Annotated in this window: 18 protein-coding genes; 7 read left to right on the forward strand and 11 right to left on the reverse strand. The window is 58.5% G+C overall.

Annotated elements, in window-relative coordinates; translation table 11 throughout:
- Positions 1–72: 72 nt before the first annotated feature.
- A complete protein-coding gene (locus tag AB3L03_RS20110; protein ID WP_368506929.1) occupies positions 73–1179 on the forward strand; it encodes a hypothetical protein in 1107 nt (368 codons plus the stop codon).
- A gap of 1356 nt (positions 1180–2535) precedes the next feature.
- On the opposite strand, the gene AB3L03_RS20115 is transcribed toward AB3L03_RS20110, so the two are convergent.
- From AB3L03_RS20115 to AB3L03_RS20125, 3 genes are all read right to left on the reverse strand, one after another.
- The gene (locus AB3L03_RS20115; protein ID WP_368506930.1) at positions 2536–3267 is read right to left on the reverse strand and encodes a hypothetical protein; all 732 of its coding nucleotides are present in this window, start codon (positions 3265–3267) and stop codon (positions 2536–2538) included.
- A gap of 567 nt (positions 3268–3834) precedes the next feature.
- Positions 3835–4752: a site-specific integrase gene (locus tag AB3L03_RS20120; protein WP_368506931.1), complete on the reverse strand. Its 918-nt coding sequence runs from the start codon at positions 4750–4752 to the stop codon at positions 3835–3837.
- 70 nt (positions 4753–4822) lie between these two features.
- Positions 4823–5923: a hypothetical protein gene (locus tag AB3L03_RS20125; protein ID WP_368506932.1), complete on the reverse strand. Its 1101-nt coding sequence runs from the start codon at positions 5921–5923 to the stop codon at positions 4823–4825.
- Between the two features lie 314 nt (positions 5924–6237).
- On the opposite strand from AB3L03_RS20125, the gene AB3L03_RS20130 reads away from it, so the two are divergent.
- A complete protein-coding gene (locus tag AB3L03_RS20130) occupies positions 6238–6678 on the forward strand; it encodes a DUF4440 domain-containing protein (RefSeq protein ID WP_368506933.1) in 441 nt (146 codons plus the stop codon).
- Positions 6679–7107: 429 nt separating this feature from the next.
- On the opposite strand, the gene AB3L03_RS20135 is transcribed toward AB3L03_RS20130, so the two are convergent.
- Together AB3L03_RS20135 and AB3L03_RS20140 are read right to left on the reverse strand one after the other, a co-directional pair.
- A complete protein-coding gene (locus tag AB3L03_RS20135; protein ID WP_368506934.1) occupies positions 7108–7479 on the reverse strand; it encodes a hypothetical protein in 372 nt (123 codons plus the stop codon).
- 488 nt (positions 7480–7967) lie between these two features.
- Positions 7968–8366 (reverse strand): hypothetical protein, encoded by a 399-nt coding sequence (locus AB3L03_RS20140; RefSeq protein WP_368506935.1) that lies wholly within the window; start codon positions 8364–8366, stop codon positions 7968–7970.
- A 409-nt stretch (positions 8367–8775) separates the two neighbouring features.
- On the opposite strand from AB3L03_RS20140, the gene AB3L03_RS20145 reads away from it, so the two are divergent.
- Positions 8776–11439, forward strand: coding sequence for an adenylate/guanylate cyclase domain-containing protein (locus tag AB3L03_RS20145; RefSeq protein ID WP_368506936.1), 2664 nt, complete (start codon positions 8776–8778; stop codon positions 11437–11439).
- 64 nt (positions 11440–11503) lie between these two features.
- Positions 11504–12112, forward strand: coding sequence for a hypothetical protein (locus AB3L03_RS20150; RefSeq protein ID WP_368506937.1), 609 nt, complete (start codon positions 11504–11506; stop codon positions 12110–12112).
- Between the two features lie 401 nt (positions 12113–12513).
- Here AB3L03_RS20150 and AB3L03_RS20155 read toward each other — a convergent pair whose 3' ends face one another.
- From AB3L03_RS20155 to AB3L03_RS20180, 6 genes are all read right to left on the reverse strand, one after another.
- Positions 12514–12930 carry a hypothetical protein gene (locus AB3L03_RS20155; protein ID WP_368506938.1) on the reverse strand — a complete coding sequence of 139 codons (417 nt, stop codon included), beginning with the start codon at positions 12928–12930 and terminating at the stop codon, positions 12514–12516.
- Positions 12931–12971: 41 nt separating this feature from the next.
- Positions 12972–13265 (reverse strand): hypothetical protein, encoded by a 294-nt coding sequence (locus tag AB3L03_RS20160; RefSeq protein WP_368506939.1) that lies wholly within the window; start codon positions 13263–13265, stop codon positions 12972–12974.
- Between the two features lie 38 nt (positions 13266–13303).
- Entirely contained in the window at positions 13304–13933 is a 630-nt protein-coding gene (locus AB3L03_RS20165) for a hypothetical protein (RefSeq protein ID WP_368506940.1), read from the reverse strand.
- Between the two features lie 407 nt (positions 13934–14340).
- Complete coding sequence (locus tag AB3L03_RS20170; protein WP_368506941.1) at positions 14341–14913, reverse strand: hypothetical protein; 573 nt, start codon at positions 14911–14913, stop codon at positions 14341–14343.
- Positions 14885–16138 (reverse strand): tyrosine-type recombinase/integrase, encoded by a 1254-nt coding sequence (locus AB3L03_RS20175; protein WP_368506942.1) that lies wholly within the window; start codon positions 16136–16138, stop codon positions 14885–14887. The genes AB3L03_RS20170 and AB3L03_RS20175 overlap by 29 nt, the downstream gene beginning before the upstream one ends.
- A 330-nt stretch (positions 16139–16468) precedes the next feature.
- Positions 16469–16693: a hypothetical protein gene (locus tag AB3L03_RS20180; RefSeq protein ID WP_018453038.1), complete on the reverse strand. Its 225-nt coding sequence runs from the start codon at positions 16691–16693 to the stop codon at positions 16469–16471.
- 302 nt (positions 16694–16995) lie between these two features.
- On the opposite strand from AB3L03_RS20180, the gene AB3L03_RS20185 reads away from it, so the two are divergent.
- From AB3L03_RS20185 to AB3L03_RS20195, 3 genes are all read left to right on the forward strand, one after another.
- On the forward strand, positions 16996–17406 hold the full coding sequence (locus AB3L03_RS20185) for a hypothetical protein (protein ID WP_231190860.1): 411 nt from the start codon (positions 16996–16998) through the stop codon (positions 17404–17406).
- A 698-nt stretch (positions 17407–18104) separates the two neighbouring features.
- Positions 18105–18263: a hypothetical protein gene (locus tag AB3L03_RS20190; RefSeq protein ID WP_018453041.1), complete on the forward strand. Its 159-nt coding sequence runs from the start codon at positions 18105–18107 to the stop codon at positions 18261–18263.
- Between the two features lie 256 nt (positions 18264–18519).
- Positions 18520–20673 (forward strand): GumC family protein, encoded by a 2154-nt coding sequence (locus tag AB3L03_RS20195; RefSeq protein ID WP_368506943.1) that lies wholly within the window; start codon positions 18520–18522, stop codon positions 20671–20673.
- The last annotated feature ends 33 nt before the right edge of the window (positions 20674–20706 follow it).

A 20706-nucleotide genomic window follows, 5' to 3' on the forward strand; every position in this document is an offset into this window, starting at 1 on the left:
ACTAGCTTCTATTGCGCCTGAACAATGTCAGGCCCACCTTCTCTGGAGCGTGACTTCTCGCGGGAGCGCTTCATGGCCTTGCTGTCCCAAAGGCAGAAATTCAAGCTCATAGTGAGGCACTTCGAAAGAACTCGTTCCTCTTCGGACGGCGATGCAATCTTAAATCCCGAAGCTGCGGCGCGGGCGAGATGTGGGTTCTGTCGGACGACTGGCTACTATGTGAAGAAGGGGCTGCACGAGGTGAAGGACCCAGAAAAGCTGGAGCACTTCGAGAATACATTCAGGGAGATTGTTGCCGAACCGGGCTCTCGCAGCTACCAAGCTCAATTCGATGGAATGCGAGCCATCGTGGACAGAGGTGGCTCAGATCCGCAGTTCTTGCGATTTGTGGTGCCAGCCGCATATGGACATTGGGCGCAAGTTGCTCTCGACGTGGATAGGCACGATGCGGCGCGTCTTCTTGCTGGACGTCTCGCCGAAGTGCCTCTGTATTACTATTGTAAGCTGCTACTCGACAGCAAGCATCAACGCGATCCAGCAAATCCGGTGCAAGTAGATCCGCGAGCTGCCCATGAGCGCGGCATCAAAGTGATGGAGGCTGTAGCTGGCATCCTGGCCGCCAACTTAAAGGCGCCGCCTGGATTGTTTGAACACGGGAGCGCGACAGCACAGGAGCAAGGGTATCGAATGCTGCGCATTCGCTTGTTGTCGGACTATACCGGCTGGCAAGGCTCCCTAACTAAAGACGACGCCGTGCGCGCAGAAGTTTACGCCAAGGCATACCGCTCCGGCCGGGCAGAGGAGCTGATGTGGTTGCATGAAGAACTCGCCGAAACCTCCGACGTGGCTCACTCGAACGGCGCTTTCAACCTCGCTACTCATGCGGGAGATTGGAGGCGAGCAGCGGAGTATGGCGTTGCGCTGCTAAAGGCGTTTCCGGCTCTTCTAACAGAGAAGGTTGATGGGCTCGCTCCTCTGCTCAATGACCGCACGGTCGGGCCGGGTATCGCGGCCATGATCACACATCGAGAGCTTGATATTCCACCAAAGCTGCGGCGTGAGCTGGACGAACCTCGCCCCAAGCACAAGTCAGTTATGGGCCGTATTCGGCTGATGATTGACGGAGTAAAGGCCGACGCCCCCTATCTGACTGTTCTCAAAATTGGAGAAGGAAAATGAGGCGACTACTTACCGCTATTGCCTTGGCGACAATGATTGTTGGTATGGCCGCGCCTTCTATTGGCGAGAATTCGGGAAGCACTATCGTCAAGAAGCCTCCAGGCACCGTGGAGGTCTCGGCGCGCGATTGGCGCGTGACCGGGTGATGACACGGTACTTCTCAGGATCACAAGAGCGTGCCAGCCGCATTGTTTGTGAATAGCGCTCCGTCTCTGACGTAACGCCCTAACATAGCGTCCGAGGCGTGGCGGGTCTGTGCCCGAATTTTCCAAGTCGGGACGCCAGCCTGGGAGGCGCTGGTGGCTAATCCCGCTCGGAGCGAACGCCCTCAGTATCCTGAGGGATCGAGCCCCGCTGCCTCGATGCGCGCTCGGACGAAGAGCGAAACGGCGTCACCGAATAGGCGCGCTCCCGTTCGAGGCCAGATAATCATTTGCACTGAACTAATAGGTCTCGAAATCGTGCCCAGCCATAAATCAATTCGCGTAGTTCAGCGACCCGGCGTTTAGTGGCTAATTTGCCATTCCGGATACTAAGCGAAGCGGAATTGGATAGCAGCACGTTCGTGAGGCCCAAGTTGTCGAAATACCCTTCGACGTCGCTATATCCAGGGTTGAGCCAGTGAATAGAAACATCAAAGTTGCGCTGTATGACATAATCGATGGTTATACGGACTTCCTCGGTATATTGCATCGAACACAACACAATCCTTGCGGTCTGATGTCGAGAACATCGCCAGCGTATTCTTTCCGTTCTTCAAATGACCCGCTTACGAGATAAACATCAACGCACTCTCCAGGTGCTAACTCAAGCCGCCGCGAGTTCTTCCCGCGCCGTACCGTCCGGCCGAACAGATCGTTCCAAGTCGATGACTTGCCTGAATTACGGTTTCCCAGCACGCCCACGAATAGTCTATTGCCCACGGTCGGCCTCCCTAGTTGCTTGACCTTGCTTGGCTGCATGAGGGAAAGCGATCAACAAATCCGATGCAAGGTTGGTCTCTAGCCTTCTTTTGCTAAGCGCCCGGTAGATATTCTAACCTGAAGTTCTTGGCGGACAGACAACTTGCCAAAGCATGCGGAATTCGTCTCCAAAAGTCCCACCAATTTCGTGCGTCATGCAAGCCGTTCCCGATCCCGGTTGCCCGTGCGTTCAAATTCATCAGCCTCTCAGCGCCGGTCCCCTTGGGCTGCGCCACGAAGGAAAATCCGCTGGGCTTTGTAGTTTGAGCCTCCGTGCGCCTACACCAGGGTGAGTTCGTCCTGGCTGCCTTATTCTGAGGAGGGCTGTAGGTGTGGATACGAGACTGATCTCGAAATGACGCCGCCTAACATCGGCTGGCCAGCACGCTTTTGGTCATTTGCGGGCTGTACTGCCAGGCACGTCGGGCTCCTGCCTGTAACTTTCCATAGAATGCGGCCGCTGATGCGGGCAGAATTTCCGGGTTGCGGCGATCACCGTCATCTTGCCGTAGCAGACCTTCTGACACAGCGCTTGCATCTTGTTAAAAAAGCCATCTGAGGGGTGCCGAGAAAAGAACTGGGACAGGCCTCTGCTTTCGCCCGCCCCAGCGCGGTGCACCATGTAGCAATAATCGGCGGTCTGCTCAGAGACGGAACAGGCGTCAAAAATCACCTCGATCTGGCCGCACTCTTCCTCACTGGCCTTCTGCTCCTTGAGGCGTACGGTCTTCCAGCGCTCGTCGATCTTGACCACCCAGCTATGTCTGTTATCGGCGTTGTCGTCATACTGGGTCGTCTCGACGTCCCCGTTCGGCAGCTGGCGACATTCCTTATATTCAGAGTAGGAGCGGTACAGGTTCTCGCAGTCGCTCTCGAACTGCTCCCGCTGCCCCTTGCCGATTTGGATCTGCACTCTCGGCCGGGTGCGATGGGTCTCACAGGCGAACGTGTAGGCACCGCCGTACTGGTCTTCGCCGGACACGTCTTTGCCCTTCTTCTCCAGAATTTCTTGCCCGCCCCAAGTCCAGCGCCCCAGCGCGTTCGCGCAGAGCTGATCACCCAGCGGGTAGCTTACAGCGCCGATCAGATGGGCAGACGTGTACACCACCAAAAATACACTAGACACGGCTCGAGCCCTCTATTGGGTAGCGGCGGCATCGCACACAGCTTGTAGTAATCTCGGTTGAACCAGCCTCGTCGAGCGGGGCAGTGCTCACGACGAGATCGTCAAAGAACGCGCTTGGTCGGCTGACAGGCTAACGAACTCTCTAAGCGCCTCATCCCCGCCTCAACTTGGGTTAGCAACGTTTGGCCAGACACACGGTCAAGTGTGAAGGAGGTTCCGCTAGTTGCAGTGGCTGTAATTGATCGTTCGTCTGACCGCTGGACCTGGAATTGAACAGTTCTCTCTCCAGCCGGACCTAGGATGCTCGCCGCAAAGTGGGACGTGAGGCTAGCTGAGCTGGTTGCTAAATCTACGGCCAAGATGACGTAGCTCACGTCATCTGGCGGCAAGTCTAGGTTTTTGCACCGCAAGTATACAGGATCTGCTGATGCCGCAGTCGTCGCGAAAGTCATTGAGAGTGCGAAAGCCGTTGCTACCATGTTCATCGAAATGCCTTTCTTGAAAAGGTGTTCTGGCAGGGTCAAGCGAAAAACATTGAACTATTCTTATGGCTCTTTGAAAGGGGCCTCACAGTAGCGCACCAGCGGCATTTTGGGAAAAAAGTGCTCCATCCCGTACGTACCGCGCGAGCATCGCGTCGGAAGCGTGCCGAGTTTGCGCTCTGATCTTCCCGGTTGGCACCCCGACCTGCGACGCGCTGGTCGCAAGCCCCGCGCGTAGCGAATGCCCTGAATATCCAGAGGGATCGAGACCAGCTGCGCTGACGCGCTCCCGGACGATCTCGCCAACTGCTTCGCCGGACAGGCGGCAATCATGGACCCTGCCATGGCGATTAATGGGTCGAAAGATCGGCCCTTCACTGATGCCTGAGATCGCCAGCCAGGCTTCCAGGGCGGCGATCGGGCACCACCGGCCCCGGCCGTGTGGGATGCCGATTTTCTGTCCTCGAGCCTCCTGGTCGGATTTTGAGCGCAGCAAATGAAGAATGACGCCCTGCCGGACATGTTCGGCGTGGTCCCGATTTAGGCCGACCAGCTCGGAACGACGTAACGCGCCCGCAAATCCAACCAGTAGGAGAGCCCGATCCCGGAGGTCCTTCGGCCTGTCGCCGGTTGCGTCGAGCACCTGGATCAGCTCGGTGAGCAGCAGCGGCTTAGCCTGGTGCTGGGCGCAGCCGTAGGTCCGCTTGATGCCCCTTAGTGTCGCCCGGACGAGCGCGGAGCGAGTTGGGTTGGGTAGCCCCCGGGCCTCGTGCGCTTTCGAGATCGAGGCCAAACGCCTGACCAGGGTCGCCACGCTCAGCCTGCCAGCGTTCTGGGCGAGGTGTTCGGCCAAGGTGTCAGGCGATGCGGGGATCGAACCGCCGCTCAGCTCAAATTCCCGCAGATCACTCAGGTACGCCCGGCGGCTATTCTCCGAAACACTGTTTTCGATGAAAAAGTGGGTCTCTGGAGACAGTTCGGTTGCGCGTGCAACTAATTGCATTGGAAGTTCAAAACGGTCTGCTGGGGCCGTTTTAACCTCCGATAAGTGAATAGTATCACGGGTTAGAAGCTCAGCTGACATGGCTCGATGCCTCCATCAGCTGGGCGCGGATCGCGTTCAGCTCGCCCAGATCAGCTCGCGCGAGCGCCAGGATTTCGGTCGCATCTGGGCAGTGCTGGCCGTTGCACTCGTAGTCGGTCGCCCGGCGCAGTTCGTCAGCTAGCGGCCACCGCAGTCGGCGCTGAACGCATTGCCCTTCGAGCCGGAAGATAATCGTCCCCAAGAACTCGACCCGCTTGCGTGGTGGAATGTGCAGTCGGACCCATCGGGCGCTCCGAGTTGATCCCTCGATAAACTTGGCGAGCACGGCTCTGCCAGGGCGGGTGTAGAGGTCAATACACCAGCCTGGAATTGGTCCCACCATCACCTCTGCTGGCATGTCGTCGTCTTTCATGCTCGTCAATTCCAGCTGCAGATGAGGCGCAAGCAGCGCCATCAAGATCGGCAGCACCTCGCCGCTGCGCCGGTAGCCCTCGTGGGCGATCTCGACCAGATCAGCAGGCAAGATTTCACCGAGGGCGGCGAACAGCGAAACGATATCGCCACGTCGTCGGGTAAGCCGAGGTGAGGGGCGGCGATCTGTGCCGAGCAGAAACCACGCTGCCAGCGCTCTCACCGCCCAACGCTCGGAGGTGGTGAGCACCTCGATCAGTTGTTGCGTGGTGCTGAAACCCAGCTCCATGCGATGGCTCTCGTACAGGGGATGGTTCTCTGCCACAAGCAAGAGATCATCCGCGCCTCGGCATTTAGTCGCCTCCGCCATCTTGGTTGTGAGATAGCTGGCGACCGCCCACTCACCCCCGAGCGGTGCTCGCACTCTCTTGCCCGCCATGGCGGCCGTTACCAGCTTCACCAGGTCGAGATGACCTAGACCGACGTCCTCGAATGCTATGCAAGCCAACCTGCGCCACAGCCGCTCCGGCGATTGTTGAAGGAGGGTCGTCGCCGCCTGGAGCGCCAGATCGGTTCGCCCGCGTCGAATTGCCTTCTGGATCGCTGACATTGCGATCCAATCCGACGTTTGCAGCGGCTGTGGCGACGGAGGCTGGAAATTGCCAACCGCGATCTCTAGATGATGCCCGGCAGATTGAATGCCTTTGATTTTGTCCATTGCTCTCCTCCTTGAGTTGAGGGGAGCGAAAACAAGTTGCCCGCTATTAACGATGGACCTGTTGCCGGTCATGTAAAGAGAAAGCTCGGCAAAATCAGCGGAGTAAGCTCCGGGAAGGAGCGCGAGCGCGCCTCGTAAGTCCGCGTCACATGCCTCGACGTCTGCGGCCCCCCCCCCGCGACCCTGAGCGTGGATGAGACCACGTCCAATGGTGTGGTGCAGCACATCTCGTCGTGCATCATTTTCTGATTGCCGTCATAGGCTTTGCCGCCGCCGAACGGCGGCCTATTTGAAGTTCATTCAGGAGAAGCGCCATGCGATTGTTTTCCGCCCTCCTTTTTATACTGGCTTCACTTGTCCTCCCCGTAACTGCTGCCGATGATCAGAGCAATCAGGAAGTCGTCAAAATTGCTGTTTCTTTTACAGAGAACTTTGACAAGCAGAATAGTGCTGGGATCGGCGCTCTTTTCACAAAAGACGGAGTGTTCGTGAACCCTACAGGCGCGCACACTGATGTTGCTCAGTTTTATGCGGAGGCCTTTAAGGCGGGTATCGACCGGATAGAGATCACAGTGAAGCAGGCAGCGGCGGTTGGCGCCGACGCTATGATCGGAATGGGTGAGTACCGGACCAGCGGAAAGGCCCCATCGGGTGCAGCCATTAGCGAGACGGGGCTTTGGACGGGAACATACGTCCGCGACGGGGGGTGTGGAAAATCAGAATGCTCACCGGGCTTCCCAAAGCACCCCACCTAAGTGACTAGTGTCGAGAGGCGGCGGCGCTCAAGCGTCGTCACCAACGTGGCAGGCTCAGAGGCTGTCCGGGGCCGCAAACCGAATTTGGGCGGAAGCTACAAGGTTTGGGTGCGCGTCCCTGGTGACAAGAACTGGTATTCGCCGGAAGACATTTCGGGCGTTCGCCGCTATCTCCCCACTGATGAGCATCTTCGGGTGCTAAAGCGCGATCCCGGCAAGCTGCAGATCGAGAGACTGCCATTACCAGCCGCGAGCAAGACTACGTGAGAACCTGCTTCTTCAAATTGAAGCGCGCTAAACTTATCCCATTCCCAAGAGACGGTTGGCCGGAGGCACCCGACAAGCAGGGCGTCTATGTAATCTATGCGCCTCGTTCCCCGAAGGTTGTCCATGTGGGCAGGACTACGGTCGTGCCTCAGTTTGAAAGTCTCAGTTTTGTGGCCGACGCTGGAGCACCGCAGCGGGATTAGATAATTCGGACACAAGCCACAATGTCTCAGGGCACATCCATTGCAACAATGTCCGGATATTCTTGTATTCCTGTGTTGGCGCCTTATCGAAAATTGCGTAATGATGCATCACCGCATTTCGAAATTTTCGAAGACGCTCCAGTCTCATGTAGACGTCGTTACGGCCAAGGCCTTTCGGGAGGTGGGGAAAGGCAGCACCGATACCGTCACACCAGAGAATGAATTGAAGCCTTTTGCCGAGCAGGTTCTGCCAAAAACCGAATGACATCCCGGCCACAACGTGGTCAGCCGCGAATGCGAGCCCGCGCTTTTGGCGCTCATCTGCGGCCACTTTGGCGATTTCATTTTTGTGCCGATCCGGAATTGCCCCGTGAACCGGGGCTCGTCAAACCACTCGTTTCCGTAAAGGATGGTTAACCGTTGGTGGATAGAGTTCCTTAAAGAAACCTCGGAAAATTGAAGAGGGATATAGAACTCTTCGCAGAGTCGCGCGTTCCATACATATAGTCTAAGCGCATGATATTTATCGCCTTTCGATGCTCCAACGTAACGCGCTAGCCGCGCCGGAGACATGGTGGCTTCGAGGGCAGACAGCACTTTCGGCAGCGGCGAAAAGGGGTATTGCATCGCGACTCGGCTGTTAGTAAGTAATCAGGACGTGCCGTGGGGCTGGATCACTGCGCTAACGCGCATATCTCCTACGGACAAAAGCGGGCCGGACCTTCGGGTGCCGGCCTTCTATTTTTGTGCCGCAACTGCCGGCAATGTCAAAGACTTCATGCGGATGTAAGTTGCTTTTTCTTGTATGGTCCCCGCTTCTTAGCCGGACCTTCCCGCCGGTCGATCAGCGTAACAATGTCGCTCATTTTCAGCGGTGACGAAACAAGGCCGGCCGCCATTGCCGGCGTGAGCCCCTTGAGTGACTTGTGGGCCTTGATGAAATTGTACCAGACGAAATAGAGCGACAGCGCGCTCCAGATAGGAGGTGGAGACGTGCGCCATGTCGGGCGATCCAAGGATCAGGTCTTTATCGATCCCGATCAGCTTGGCCGGGCTGTAACGCTTCTGAGCCTGCTGGTCGCTGCCGTAGATCCTCACCAGCATCCCGTAATCAATGCCGTCCGCGCCGAAGGTCTCACTAACTGCGTTCAAGTAGGCCCTGTGCCCGTCCGTGGTGAGCTGGACGCAGTTGGCAAGGCGAGGCTTCAAATCCTCCATGAGCGCACTGGCGCAGCGCGGCTTGCTCCGCCAGCCTTGCCGCCCCGCGCCCGATTCGGCCCTTTGCCGGGCGTATCCTCAACCTCGCCGGTCGCGATCCTGCCGATCAGCACGGCGTTCTGCACGGTGTCGGCGTGGCGCTTCTCGCCTTTAGGTCTTCCGGGCATTCGGTTATGCCCCGTCCACCTCGGTACAAGCGAGTGACCCAGCTCGTGGCAACTCGCGTTTCGGACTTGCTCAACAACTCAATTTGGCCCGGTCCCTGAAAACGGCTCATGCAACTGCATCCTGGGTCTCTAATCACCGGCATTCTGAAGGCGGTTTTCGAAGGGTGCTTCTGGACCATCCGCTAGACAGATTGTCTCGCCCGGACGATCATGGATAGCCCGAGCGAACCTGGAGCGCCGCCATGGAGATGCGAGGTTGGCTGCGGAGGCTTGGCCTCGAACAATATGAGGCGGCATTCCGCCAGAATGAGATCGACGAGACGGTCCTGCCGACCTTGACAGCGGAGGACTTGAAGGACCTTGGTGTCGAGCTTGTAGGGCATCGTCGTAAGCTGCTGGACGCGATTGCTAGCCTCCGCGCCGAAGCCGCGTCAGCGTCGGTACCCCGGCCCACCGAAACGGCGGAAAGAGCTGCTGAGCGGCGCCAAGTGACCGTGATGTTTTCGGACCTTGTAGGCTCGACTGCGCTCTCCGCGCGGATGGACCCGGAGGACCTGCGCGAGGTCATTTCAGCCTATCAGAAGTGCGTCGCTGAGATCGTTCGCCGCGCGGCTGGCTTCGTGGCAAAATATATGGGCGACGGCGTGCTCATTTATTTCGGCTATCCGGAGGCGCACGAGGACGACGCAGAACGTTCCGTCCGCGCAGCATTGGAGATGATTGCTGCCGTCGGTGCACTCAAGGTTTCCGTCCCGCTGCAGACACGCATCGGTATTGCTACCGGGTTGGTCGTTGTGGGCGACCTGATCGGCTCAGGGGAAGCGCAGGAGCGTGGCATCATCGGAGAAACGCCCAATCTCGCGGCACGTCTGCAAGCCTTGGCTGAACCGAACTCCGTTGTCATTGCCGAGAGCACCCGGAAGCTCCTGGGCAACCTGTTTGAATTGACGGACCTTGGGCCGCAGGAACTCAAGGGGATCGCCCGAGCAATGCGAGCCTTCGCCGTGCTGCAGGCAAGCCCTATCGAGAGCCGCTTTGAGGCGATGCACCCCAGCGGGCTGACTGCTCTGATCGGACGAGAAGAAGAACTTGAGCTGCTTTTGCGCCGCTGGGCGAGAGCAAAAGTGGGCGCAGGACAGGTGGTGCTCCTATCGGGCGAGGCTGGAATAGGCAAATCGCGCCTCACGGCGGCCTTTATGGAAACAGTCGCAAAGGAAGCCCACACGGGTTTGCGCTATTTCTGCTCGCCTCAGCACACGGACAGTCCGCTCCATCCAATCATCGGACAGATGGAGCGTGCTGCTGGAGTTGGGCGTGACGATCAGCCCCTTACCAAGCTCGACAAGATAGACACCCTGCTGGGGCAGAGCTTGACGTCGCGCCAACATATCGCGCTCCTCACCGAAATGCTTTCCCTGCCGAACGACGGACGATACCCCCATCTGGAGCTAACTGCGCCGCAGCGCCGACAAAAGACGTTTGAGGCGCTAACCGCACGACTTGAGGCTTTATCCAAGTCCAGTCCGGTCCTGATGATCTTCGAGGACGTGCATTGGATCGATCCGACGAGCCTTGAAGCACTCAGTCGTACGATCGATGGGTTAAAAAATCTTCGGGTGCTGCTGATTGTCACGTACCGGCCCGAATTCGAGCCGCCATGGATTGGAACGCCATACGTCGCCGCAGTGCATCTGAACCGCCTCGGCGAGGACGAGAGCAAGGCCATAATCGACCGCGTCTCTGGAAATGCCCAAATTCCAGCGGACATTAGACAGGACATCATCGAGCGCACCGATGGCATACCCCTCTTCGTCGAGGAGATGACCAAAGCGGTAATGGAGGCGGGCGAGAACGGTGCTGAGCGATCGGCTGCGAGTATTCCCTCACCGCTGGCCGCCGTTCCTCCGAGCCTCCATGCCTCGCTGATGGCACGGCTTGATCGGCTCGGGTCACTCGCAAAGGAAACGGCTCAAGTTGGTGCCGCCATTGGTCGGGAGTTCTCCTACGAGCTGCTCCTGCCAGTGGGGCAGCGAAACTCGGCTGAGCTGGATGAAGCCCTGAACCAGCTTGTATCCGCCGAATTGATCTTCAGGCGCGGAATGCCGCCACACGCGGAATACACCTTTAAGCATGCCCTGGTGCAAGATGCCGCTTACGGCACGTTGCTGCGGGGACCCCGTCAGGAGCTGCATGCACGAATTGCTGAAGTGCTCGAACAGCTATTTCCCGAGCGCACCCATATCGAACCCGAGCTGTTGGCGCGCCATTTCACAAATGCCGGGCACGCGGACCGTGCTATTCCATACTGGTTAAAGGCCGGACGGCGTGCGGCTGAACGATCCGCCGACGAAGAGGCAGTGCGTCATCTCAAACGGGGCCTTGAGATGTTGATGACGTTACCGCATTCGGCACAGAAGGACAGGCAGGAACTCGACTATCAGCTTGCCTTGGGCACGCCTTTGGCGGCTCAACATGGGTATGGCAACCCGGTCGTCGGAGCTGCGCGTGATCGCGCGATTGCGCTCTGTGAACGATTAGGCGACACCCAGCACCTGTTGCCATGCCTTTATGGTCAGTATGCCTATTGCATAGCCAGCGGCAGGATTTCCAAAGCACTTGAGTATTCGGAGCGGTGCCAATCGCTGGCCGCGCAGACGGGCGATCGCGTGGCGAAACTGATTGCATACCGCGCGATGGGCGCATCGCTGCTAGAAGTGGGCGACTTAGAGACGGCAAAAGCGCAGCTGGAACAAATGCTAGCAATCGACCGGATCGAAATGGACCAAGCTCTTTCGGTGCTTTACCTCACCGATCCACATGCGTCAGGTCTTGCCTATTTGGCACTGAGCCTGTGGGCCCTGGGATACCCCGACAAGGCAGTCGCAGCACGCGAAAAAGGCAATTAAATATGCCCTGGATGCACAACACGCAAATACCAGTGGCGTCGTTGGCATCTACGCTGGCGCACAGTTGTCTGTGCTGCTCGGCAACACGCGGGACATCAACAAGTATGTTGATAGCTTAAACGCACAACTCGGACCGCGCATGCCACTGTGGGCAACTAGCTGCGGGAAAATATTAACTGGTTGGGCCATCGGGGGCGCAGACCAGCTGGAAGACGGCATTGCTCTGGTGAAACAGGGAATACATGCCGCCAAAGAACAGGTTCGATTTCATTCCCCGCACTACCATTCCCTCCTTGCAATCCTGCAAGCACGTGCGGGATATATGCAGGACAGCCTGGTCGCGATCAGCAATGCCAAGGAGCTCATTCTCGAAACGGGCGAGTTTCTCTGGCAAGCTGACGTACTTAGAATTGAGGGTGAACTCCGACTGCTTTTTGGAGCATCCGCGAACCAAGCAGAAGCAAGCCTGTTTGAAGCGCTCGAAGTCGCCCGCAAGCAGCGGGCAAAATCGTTCGAGTTACGCGCCGCGATGAGCATGGCGCGGCTGTGGCGTGATCAAGGGAAGCGGCACGAGGCCCGAGAACTTCTCGCTCCAGTCTACGGCTGGTTCACGGAGGGCTTCGACACCCTGGACCTCAAGCAGGCCAAGGCTTTACTCGACGAGTTGGCGTAAGCTCATTGTCGCGGAGTGTCTCTGGGTCGGGCTACTTGTCGCCGCCGTATGCTCCAGGGACATTGGGCTTGTCCTCTTACGTATCTGCACTTGCGGGACAGATTAGAAGCCTTGCCTGGGGAGTGATTTCACCGCAGCTCAATGCGTTGATTTGCTGATTGAATTTGGCTCAATCATCGGGGGTGAAGCATCGTTGCCACTCAGGTCGGCCGTGTCTCAAGCCCTGTCTCGAACTGGCCTCAAAGGGCCTGGGCGAGATCGGCGAACAGGCGGGATGTTCGCTCATATACTTTGCCTTCCTCGAGTGCGGAGCTGAGATGGTGCAAGCGAAGCCGGCGCGAAAGAGTAGGCCCGCTTCGGCGGAAGCCTTTTCATTTCTCGATGCTCCGCTCACCCGGTCGTTAACTGCCGCCGGGATCGTCGCTACTCGTCAGGCCATCGTGGCCGACTAAGAGGTGCTGCTGGAGGAGCCGGAGGATGCGAAATTGCGCATGGATACAGCCGGGCCGTTTTGGCTGCGGGTACGCATCTGTAGGTACTTCAGAGGCCAGAAAGCCAAAGTAGCGCTGACGTATTCTTCGAACTTCGCTTCCCGTTACTTTTTTGTTGCTCAGTTCATGCGCTCTTGTCTCCGTGAATTTTTTGATGTCCTTTTCAAGGTTGTGTTCGTCTTTGCAGTGTCGCAAAATGAGAACAAGCAGGTCGCTGGCGAAATTCGCTTCGTCTCTCGTCGGCTGAACCGTGCCGGTCCCGTCTACAAAAAATCTGATGAGCTCTTTCTGTTTCTTCCAAGTAAGAAGTTGTTCGGATGCATTCATGTTTGGTCTCCATAATCCTGGCGACGAGCGAGAAGCAGAGTTCATGCAATTAATTGCAAATCACTGCTATTGGGCGGCAAGATCGGTTCATGAGGGTGCGTCTTGGGTTTGATGAGTCCCAGCTCTTTGCCTAATCCCGACTTTAGCAGCGCATCTTTCCACCCAGTCCACAGCTGCTCTGCATCGGGGAGCAGGGTTTGTGCGGCTGTCAGTGCCTGGGTGATCAGTTTCCGCTGATCTGGGGGGAATGGGGACAGGGCATGCTTCAAACCGCGCACGCGGATGCTGTCGGCCAGAATGCGCCCTGGGAAATCCAGCTTCAGCTCGTTCAGCACGTCGGCTGGGAGAAGAAGGACTTTCTTGAACGGATTGTTCAGCTCAACCAGTGCGCTTCCCGGACACAGAGGCTTGCAGCGGACCTCAAGGCGCAGGGCTTGTCCATCTGCGCCATGTTTGGTGTAGGCGACGATCCGCTTGGAGCGGGGGTCCCGAGGTAGGTCGTCTCAGGACGGCCGTGCCGATCTGAGTAAACCCCGTGTTTCTTCTTAGAAGAGGCGAGCACGATCACGTCATCCAGCGTGTGTCCCGGTAGATCAACCGCAGCGTCAGCTCTTGTGATCCGTCCATTGCTGAAGAACTCAATTGGGGTGGCGTGCATCGACGTGTCGAGCAGCGTAATCAGATCGTCGATACCTTCTGGCGAGAGCTTGGCTGGGTTGAAGTCCAATCGACAAGCTGGAAGGGATTTGTGGTGAGGGCCAACTTCCAAGTAGATGGGATGAGCATTCTCGGTTGAGTTGATGAATGGGACCGGAATGGATGCGCGAACCTTGTAGCGCGCATTACTGGTGATCTTGATACCCGGTACTTGCTGCTTGTCGTTAAGCAACACTCCACAAATGTAGGAAGGGTCAATTTCAGCTGGTCCGTTGAAGCAAACTGTAAGCCTATCCAGGATGATCTTTGGGGTTGTATAGAGCTTCGTGTCAGTGTGTTTGGTCATCGTAACTCGGTTTATGGTGCTATAAGAAGGAATGGTCGGATCATTTGATGGTCGATAGGCACGAGCCCTTGTTCACAGCGCCGGACGGCGCCGCGGGCGTCAGTTCGAAGAGAATTAGAGGTCGCTAGCTGCTTCGGTTGTCGGAAGTTGAGCGGTGCCGCCGTTCGTTCAGCCAGTTATCAAGATCGTCTTGGGCATACAGCACTACGCGAGGACCTGCTTTCGAGAACACCGGTCCATCTCCGCGCACCCTCATTTTGGCGAGGGTACACGGTGATAACTGTACGTACGCGGCTGCTTGTTCTGTCCGCATTTGCTTCGGCATCGACGGCACGTCCTCGTTATGTCGCGTCAACGAGGATGAAGATGGCCGAAGATGCTGCGGATTGGAATAGAAGGAATAGCGTCTATTCCTTCCCTTTCGGCGGTTCGAGTACTCCGAACTTGAGCCGCCGACCGGCAGCTTCCGTCCCGGTCAGCTGGCGCCCTACGGAAAGTCCTCTGTAGTACCGAAGACGCTCCTTGCTGTCGGCTAGATTCGCCGACACGGTCTGATAGGATTTTTTCATCGATTCGAAGCCGCCCTCTCCGAAACACCCATGCAAGCTTTTTTCTGCCTCATAGCAAGACTCCTCCAAAGTCTTGCCCGAGACGCGACATTGTTCAACTGTGCTCCACCGTCGGTAGTGAACCATGTCAGTTTTATATGCAGCGAGAGTGTTGCCTGTCTGACCTTTGCCGGTGGTGACGCCTTTCGCCACAAGCGGTTGTAGTTCATCAATAGCAGCCTCGATCGCCCAATCGGGCAGAACAATCCCACTCTGCAAAGCTATCACGAGAGCATCGAACAGCCCTAGCGGGTTTCCCTCTTTATAAACGGCTCTCATTTCCTCTAGTCGCTCGCTTACCCGAAACAAAAACTCGCCGGGAGCGCTCAACTGAAAAGCCGGATCATTGAATTGCTTTTTCTTCTTGGGCATGTGGGTTCAACGCGCCGGAAATTCTGGTTGATATGTCTTCAGACGCTCGCCTAAGAGGGCTGGCATCGAGATGGGCATAACGGTTGGTGGTGGATGGCTGCGTGTGGCCCAACAATTTGCCGATTATTGGCAAGCCAAGTCCAGCTTCCGCTCCATAGGAGGCGAAGCTGTGTCGCAGATCGTGAAGACGTACACCTTTCAAATCAGCAGCTCGGCGAAGCACTGACCAAGGTCGTTTTAAATCAGCGCGGCGGCCGTCGCTGCCAGCGATGATGTAGGGATTACCATCGAGCCGTGGCAAGCTGTCCAGAATGGCAAGCGCGGTCTCAGGCAAGTAGATCGGCTTTTTGCCGGTCTTGCTGTCGGGCAAGAAGAGGATCCGCCGGTCGACATCAACCTGGTCCCATTTCGCACTCAGAATTTCTCCTAGACGGGCGCCGGTGAAGATCAGCAGCCGGATTGCAGCGACGGCGAATGGATCCAATGTGGTCCGACGGTTTTCTTCCCGGGGCAGATGTTTGGACTGAACGTCATTTGTCTCCCATGCGACACCGACCGTCTCCGCGAGTCTCAGGGATTCGCCTAGCCTACCAAACTCATCGCGGGTCAGAAAACGCTCCCGGCTTCGTTCCGGGTTTTTTTCGATTCCCCTAGCCGGGTTCTCTTCAAAAGGGACTTCGGCCCGCCTGGCGGCCCAATTCCAGATTGAGGAGAGGAGGGCCAAACAGCGGTTTGCAGCGAACGGCGCGGACGCCATACACGAGTGTAGGCGCGCGACGTCGCTTCGCGTGATTTCGACAAGCCGACGACTGCCAAGAGCCGGTAGGATGCGACGGTCTAGGAGACATTGATATTCAATGGCTGTCCGCGGCTTGCGCTTACTGCGCACGTGATGGACCATGAAGTCCGCCGCGGCCTCGGCGAGGGTTCTTCGGGCACGCTGTTCGCGGCGTTCCGCGATCGGGTCACTTCCGGTCTCGACAGCACCGAGCAACTTCTTTGCTTCTGAGCGGGCCTGGTCAGGGGTGAGCCTGCCGTGTTCCCCCAGGGCAATGCGGCGGGATCGGCCGTGCTGCCGGTATTGAGCGTAGTAGATCTTCTTCTGAGATGGGAATGCTGCCACCCCGAACCCGGAAAGCGCATCATCCCACAGAAAAACGCGGTCTTGTTTTTCCGAACACCTCAGCGCGTCTACGGATTTTTTTGATATGCGGCCTTGGGGCATCGGCCTTAATCTCACTTCCGGTAAGCACACGGTAAGCAAGATTCAGCCATTCAGAGATGTGCCAGTCAACCTTGATCAGACTACAAAGGCTTAGAATAATTCGATAATCCATCTTGAGGAACCTTGAAGAATGCTGAGATCACTTGGTCGATCAGACTACGAATCTGAGGGTCGGACGTTCGAATCGTTCCGGGCGCGCCATTTTCGAATACGCGATCGACGCCGATTTGCCGCATCCATTCGTTTCGTCCGCAGGCGGCGCACCCGTTTCGGCGCGATGACAATCAATTGCACTGTTCGGGATTCTGCGTACCGCCGACAAAGCCCGCTTTAGCGCCGCCCTACATCTTGCGCCGCCGGATCCGAACCAAGCCCCTTGCTCGTCAGCAAACGGTTGAACTGATCGGCGGAAAAAAGCTGCCCGTCCGGAGCCGTGATCGACACCACAAAACCATTCACCGCATGCTTGCGGGCCAGGATCACCGCAACGATCGCGCTGTCACGGAAATCCACGGTGCGGCAGTCGTCTTTTACAGCTTCGATGATGAATGTCATTTGGCCCACGACCACCGTTGGCACGCGCCAATTGCGCGCCCGGCCACTCAATCCCGTATCGGTGAAAATGATATTGCCGACAAGCCGGCTATTGACCCGATTGAACCGCAACCATACCCATATTGGGGGAAACAGCAGACCGGTCCTGCCTCACGCGCGGTGCGCCACGGATACATAGAACCGGCTGTGGGCGTCGGACCGGACATCCGTAGAAGCGGGGACTGGTGATGGTTGGTACGACTGAAGGCGAGGACATCGCATCGGATTTGATCCGAACCGTCTCCCGCCACTCGTTGGCCTACATGCTGTGCGCAGCCAGCGAGATGTTCCGCCACTACGATTTCGATCCGCTGGACTTGATGATCATTCATGCGGTCCTGAACGCCAACGTTCTCAAGATCATGAAGACCCCCGAACTCGACCGGCAATTTGGCAGTATCCAGGCGGTGGAGCCGGACAAGATCAAGCAGGGCGTTTCCCGTGCCGCCCTGTCCCGCTTTTTCGGTCTGCCGATCGAAACCGTTCGGCGGCGCGCCGATCGCTTGAAGAAGCAAGGCATTTTCCGCGAGACCGACCAGGGTCTGATCGTAACCGAAGCCAACCAGTTCAAGTTCGGCAATAATCACGAGTTGCAGAGAACTAACATGCTCCTGGTGCGGAAATTCCTCCGTGACCTGACGGAAGCGGGCGTTGAGCTTCCCGGCGGGATTTGATGGACCATTGGCGCTTCCGAATCGGGACCGCACCAGACGGTGCGCCATTCATCATCCGGCTTTCACGCGCTCTTCGGCCGAAAAGCGACGATGGATCCGCTTGGCTCGTCTTCGCGCATTGCCGCCTCGATTGCCTTCGCCAACGCAGCCTGGTCGAATGGCTTTGATAAACGCGGCAGGCTGGATCGTTCGTTGCTGGGAATCTCTGCGTATCCCGTGCTCAGGAGGATGACCGTCCCGGGGCGCTCCGCGGCGACAGCGCCGGCCAGCTGCAGTCCAGTCATCCCAGGCATGGCAAATTGTCCTCCCCTGACGACGCCGAATCATCCTCGGCACTAAGATCGCTTCCGCCTGACAGGGACCGCGCCGATGATCGGCCGCGACATCCGTACCTCGTCAGACGAGAATCAGTTGAGAATAATACCGGCCGCGAGCCTGCACCGCAAAGTGTCAGCAAGTCGGCCGGTTCCCGCACAAAATGCATACCGCGCGACCACCTGTGATACGCGAGCGGCACGTCACGCGCTGCTGCGCCGGCAAGGGCGTGGTGCGATATGAATGGTAAGATCCAGGCACGCTCGGCCGGCGGTGTGATGTGCAGCACGCAACATCACTTGTAATCTGCTTCACACGCAAACGCGCCCAATGACGCTAGACAAAACAGGTCGCGCCTTCGCGCGGCCTGTTCGGAGCTGGCGATGATGGCTGCACTGGCAAAGGCGATATCCCGCGCGACGAGAACCAACGTTGATGTCGAAACTCTGAAAGTCCTCGTGATCTTTTCGGGCGCGGGCTTGCTGCTCTCTCTCGTGGCCGCAATGATCTACGGGCAGGCTGGCAACGCTGCTTTGTTTTGAGATCCGGCGCGCCGGGTCGTCGAGGCGCAAGAAAGTCTTCCGCAAGCGTCCGCGCCAACCAATAGCGGACTTTATGCATTCGGTGTCGCCCGGTATCCGGACGCACGGAACCCCTCTCCGCGCAGGGCCGTGCGTCGTCTCCTTAATGAACCGTTTACCGAGCTTCGCGGCAGCCGTAACCGCGGGTTAACCATGGATATTTACGGTGCAGCAAGTCTCTAGGCTGTGCCTGTTAGTTGATTTCGAGTCCAACCCCATGGCGTTCGGTAGAAGCGCATCTCCGCGAAGCATCGCCCCGACGGAGCCCGCGGCTTCGTGGGAAGCGCCGCGGGCTGCGGCGGCGACGCCCGACAACACCGCCCCCGCGCTGATCAAGGGATCGCTGACCCTCACCGGCGCGTTCTCTTTCCTGCGTGAGAACGGCCGGCGCATCCTGATGCTGGCGCTGGCACTCTTCGCGCTCGGCGTCGCCGTGCTGATGGTGCTGCCGGTCCGCTATGCCGCGACGGCGCTCGTCGTGGTCGATCCCCGCGAGCTGCGCGTGACCACGGACCAGGACGTGCTGCCTGGCATCGGCCAGGACGCCGCTGCGCTTCAGAGCCAGATCGAGATCGCCAAGTCGGACGGCTTTCTCCGGCCCCTGATCGAGAAGCTCAAGATCGCCGACGACGAGGATATCTCAGGCGGTCATACCGACATGACGCGCCTGCTCGAAAAACTCCGCAGCCGCCTCGATATCTCGCGTCGCGGCCTGACTTACGTCATCGCCATCTCGTTCACCTCGAACAGTGCGGAGCGGGCAGCGTATTATGCCAATGCCATCGCAGAGGCGTTCGTCGCGACCCAGAGCCGCGTGCGCAGCGATGCGACGGACGAGGCGGCCGACTGGCTCAAGGACCGGCTGAAGACGCTCAGCGAGCGCCTGCGCGTCTCGGAAGACGCCGTCGCAGCCTTCCGGCTCGAGCACAAGATCCTCAATGCCGGCAAGGATTCCACCACCCAGCAATTGCGGGTGACCGACCTGAACCAGCAGGTCTCCGCGGCTCGTGCGCGCACCGAGGAAGCCAAGGCGCGTTACGAGCAGGTGCAGCGCGATCTCAAGGCCAATGTCGAAGGTCCGGTGAAGCAGGATCTCCTGAGCATGCTGCGCGCGCAGCGCTCGACCCTGAACGACCAGATCGCACAGAAGAAGGCGGTCTACGGCGACCGCCATCCTGATCTTGCGATCTCCTACAGCCAGTTGGCTGACATCAACAGGCAGATCGAGGTCGAGCGGAAGAAGAACATCGACACCGCGAAGTCCGAATACGAGGCCCAGCTCGAGCAGCAGGCCGCGCTGGAAAAGCAGCTCAAGGCGGTCGAGACGCAGATGCTGGTGGACGGCCAGGCGCTCGTGAAGCTGCAGGAGCTGCAGCGCGATGCCGATGCCAACAAGAACATCTACGAGCAGTTTTTGTCGCGGTTCAAGACGACCAACGAGCAGCGTCAGCTTCAGAGCTCGCAGACCAAGATCGCTTCGCCCGCGATTCCGCCGCTGCGCTCGACGCGTCCGCCGCTCGCCCTGCTGCTCGCCGCGCTCGCGATCGGCTCGCTGCTGACGTCAACCGCTACGGTTGCGGCGATGACGAGCATGTCCGACAAGTCCGATCCTGCCGAGGCTCCGGCTCGAACGCCCGCGCGGGCGGAGGCGAGGGAGACGCCGAAGCGGCAAGCCAAGCGTCCGGCTCCGGCCGTGCAGCAACCCGAGGCGATGCCGAACCTTCCGGTCTGGTCCCGCATTCCCGAACTGATGTCGGGAGCTGCGCCCAACACTGTCTGGCAACGACCGATTGCCGCCCCAGCCGAGCTCGATCTCGGCGCTTACTTGCGTCCGCTGCTCGAGCGTATCGATCGTGCCCCGGTGCGTGGCTGCAAGGTCGCCCTCGTGCTGTCGGTCGGCAAGAGCGCCGGCGGCAATACCGTTGCGCGCTCGCTCAACCGCGCGGCCGTCAATCGCGGCATGATGAGCGTGCTGATCCGGCTGCAGCCGGAATTCGCGGGCGCCCAGCCGCCGGTGACCGAATGGCAGGACGGCTCGACCACGGCAGGACTCCAGTCGATCGACGAGCTGCTGAGCGCCGGCAGGAAGGCCGATGCGCGGCCGGAGGACGACATTCGCTCGGAGTTCGACTTGATCATCGTCCATGCGAACAATCTTGCCTTGCAGCCAGATGCGATCGCGCTCGCCGCGCACGCGGACCTGATCATCCCGGTGGTGCGCGCCGGCGAGCTCGGTTCGGCGGCGATGCGACGGGTGACCGCCGCGCTGTCGAAGTACGACACCGTGCCGACCGGTCTCGTCGTCAATCATGCGCCCGCCGGCTCTGCCGCGCCTCACCCTGACGGCGGTGCGCTTAGCAGGGCGGTTTGACGATGGCGACGCCGTGCCGTCGTCTGCTCCTTG

The sequence above is a fragment of the Bradyrhizobium lupini genome, assembly GCF_040939785.1.
Lineage (GTDB): Bacteria > Pseudomonadota > Alphaproteobacteria > Rhizobiales > Xanthobacteraceae > Bradyrhizobium > Bradyrhizobium canariense_D.

Excerpts from the sequence above, each read along its gene's own strand:
- AB3L03_RS20110 (WP_368506929.1), top strand. The coding sequence starts at position 73 with ATGGCCTTGCTGTCCCAAAGGCAGAAATTCAAGCTCATAGTGAGGCAC.
- AB3L03_RS20120 (WP_368506931.1), bottom strand. The coding sequence starts at position 4,752 with ATGCAATTAGTTGCACGCGCAACCGAACTGTCTCCAGAGACCCACTTT.
- AB3L03_RS20125 (WP_368506932.1), bottom strand. The coding sequence starts at position 5,923 with ATGGACAAAATCAAAGGCATTCAATCTGCCGGGCATCATCTAGAGATC.
- AB3L03_RS20130 (WP_368506933.1), top strand. The coding sequence starts at position 6,238 with ATGCGATTGTTTTCCGCCCTCCTTTTTATACTGGCTTCACTTGTCCTC.
- AB3L03_RS20140 (WP_368506935.1), bottom strand. The coding sequence starts at position 8,366 with ATGGAGGATTTGAAGCCTCGCCTTGCCAACTGCGTCCAGCTCACCACG.
- AB3L03_RS20145 (WP_368506936.1), top strand. The coding sequence starts at position 8,776 with ATGGAGATGCGAGGTTGGCTGCGGAGGCTTGGCCTCGAACAATATGAG.
- AB3L03_RS20155 (WP_368506938.1), bottom strand. The coding sequence starts at position 12,930 with ATGAATGCATCCGAACAACTTCTTACTTGGAAGAAACAGAAAGAGCTC.
- AB3L03_RS20165 (WP_368506940.1), bottom strand. The coding sequence starts at position 13,933 with ATGACCAAACACACTGACACGAAGCTCTATACAACCCCAAAGATCATC.
- AB3L03_RS20170 (WP_368506941.1), bottom strand. The coding sequence starts at position 14,913 with ATGCCCAAGAAGAAAAAGCAATTCAATGATCCGGCTTTTCAGTTGAGC.
- AB3L03_RS20175 (WP_368506942.1), bottom strand. The coding sequence starts at position 16,138 with ATGCCCCAAGGCCGCATATCAAAAAAATCCGTAGACGCGCTGAGGTGT.
- AB3L03_RS20180 (WP_018453038.1), bottom strand. The coding sequence starts at position 16,693 with ATGACATTCATCATCGAAGCTGTAAAAGACGACTGCCGCACCGTGGAT.
- AB3L03_RS20185 (WP_231190860.1), top strand. The coding sequence starts at position 16,996 with ATGCTGTGCGCAGCCAGCGAGATGTTCCGCCACTACGATTTCGATCCG.
- AB3L03_RS20190 (WP_018453041.1), top strand. The coding sequence starts at position 18,105 with ATGATGGCTGCACTGGCAAAGGCGATATCCCGCGCGACGAGAACCAAC.
- AB3L03_RS20195 (WP_368506943.1), top strand. The coding sequence starts at position 18,520 with ATGGCGTTCGGTAGAAGCGCATCTCCGCGAAGCATCGCCCCGACGGAG.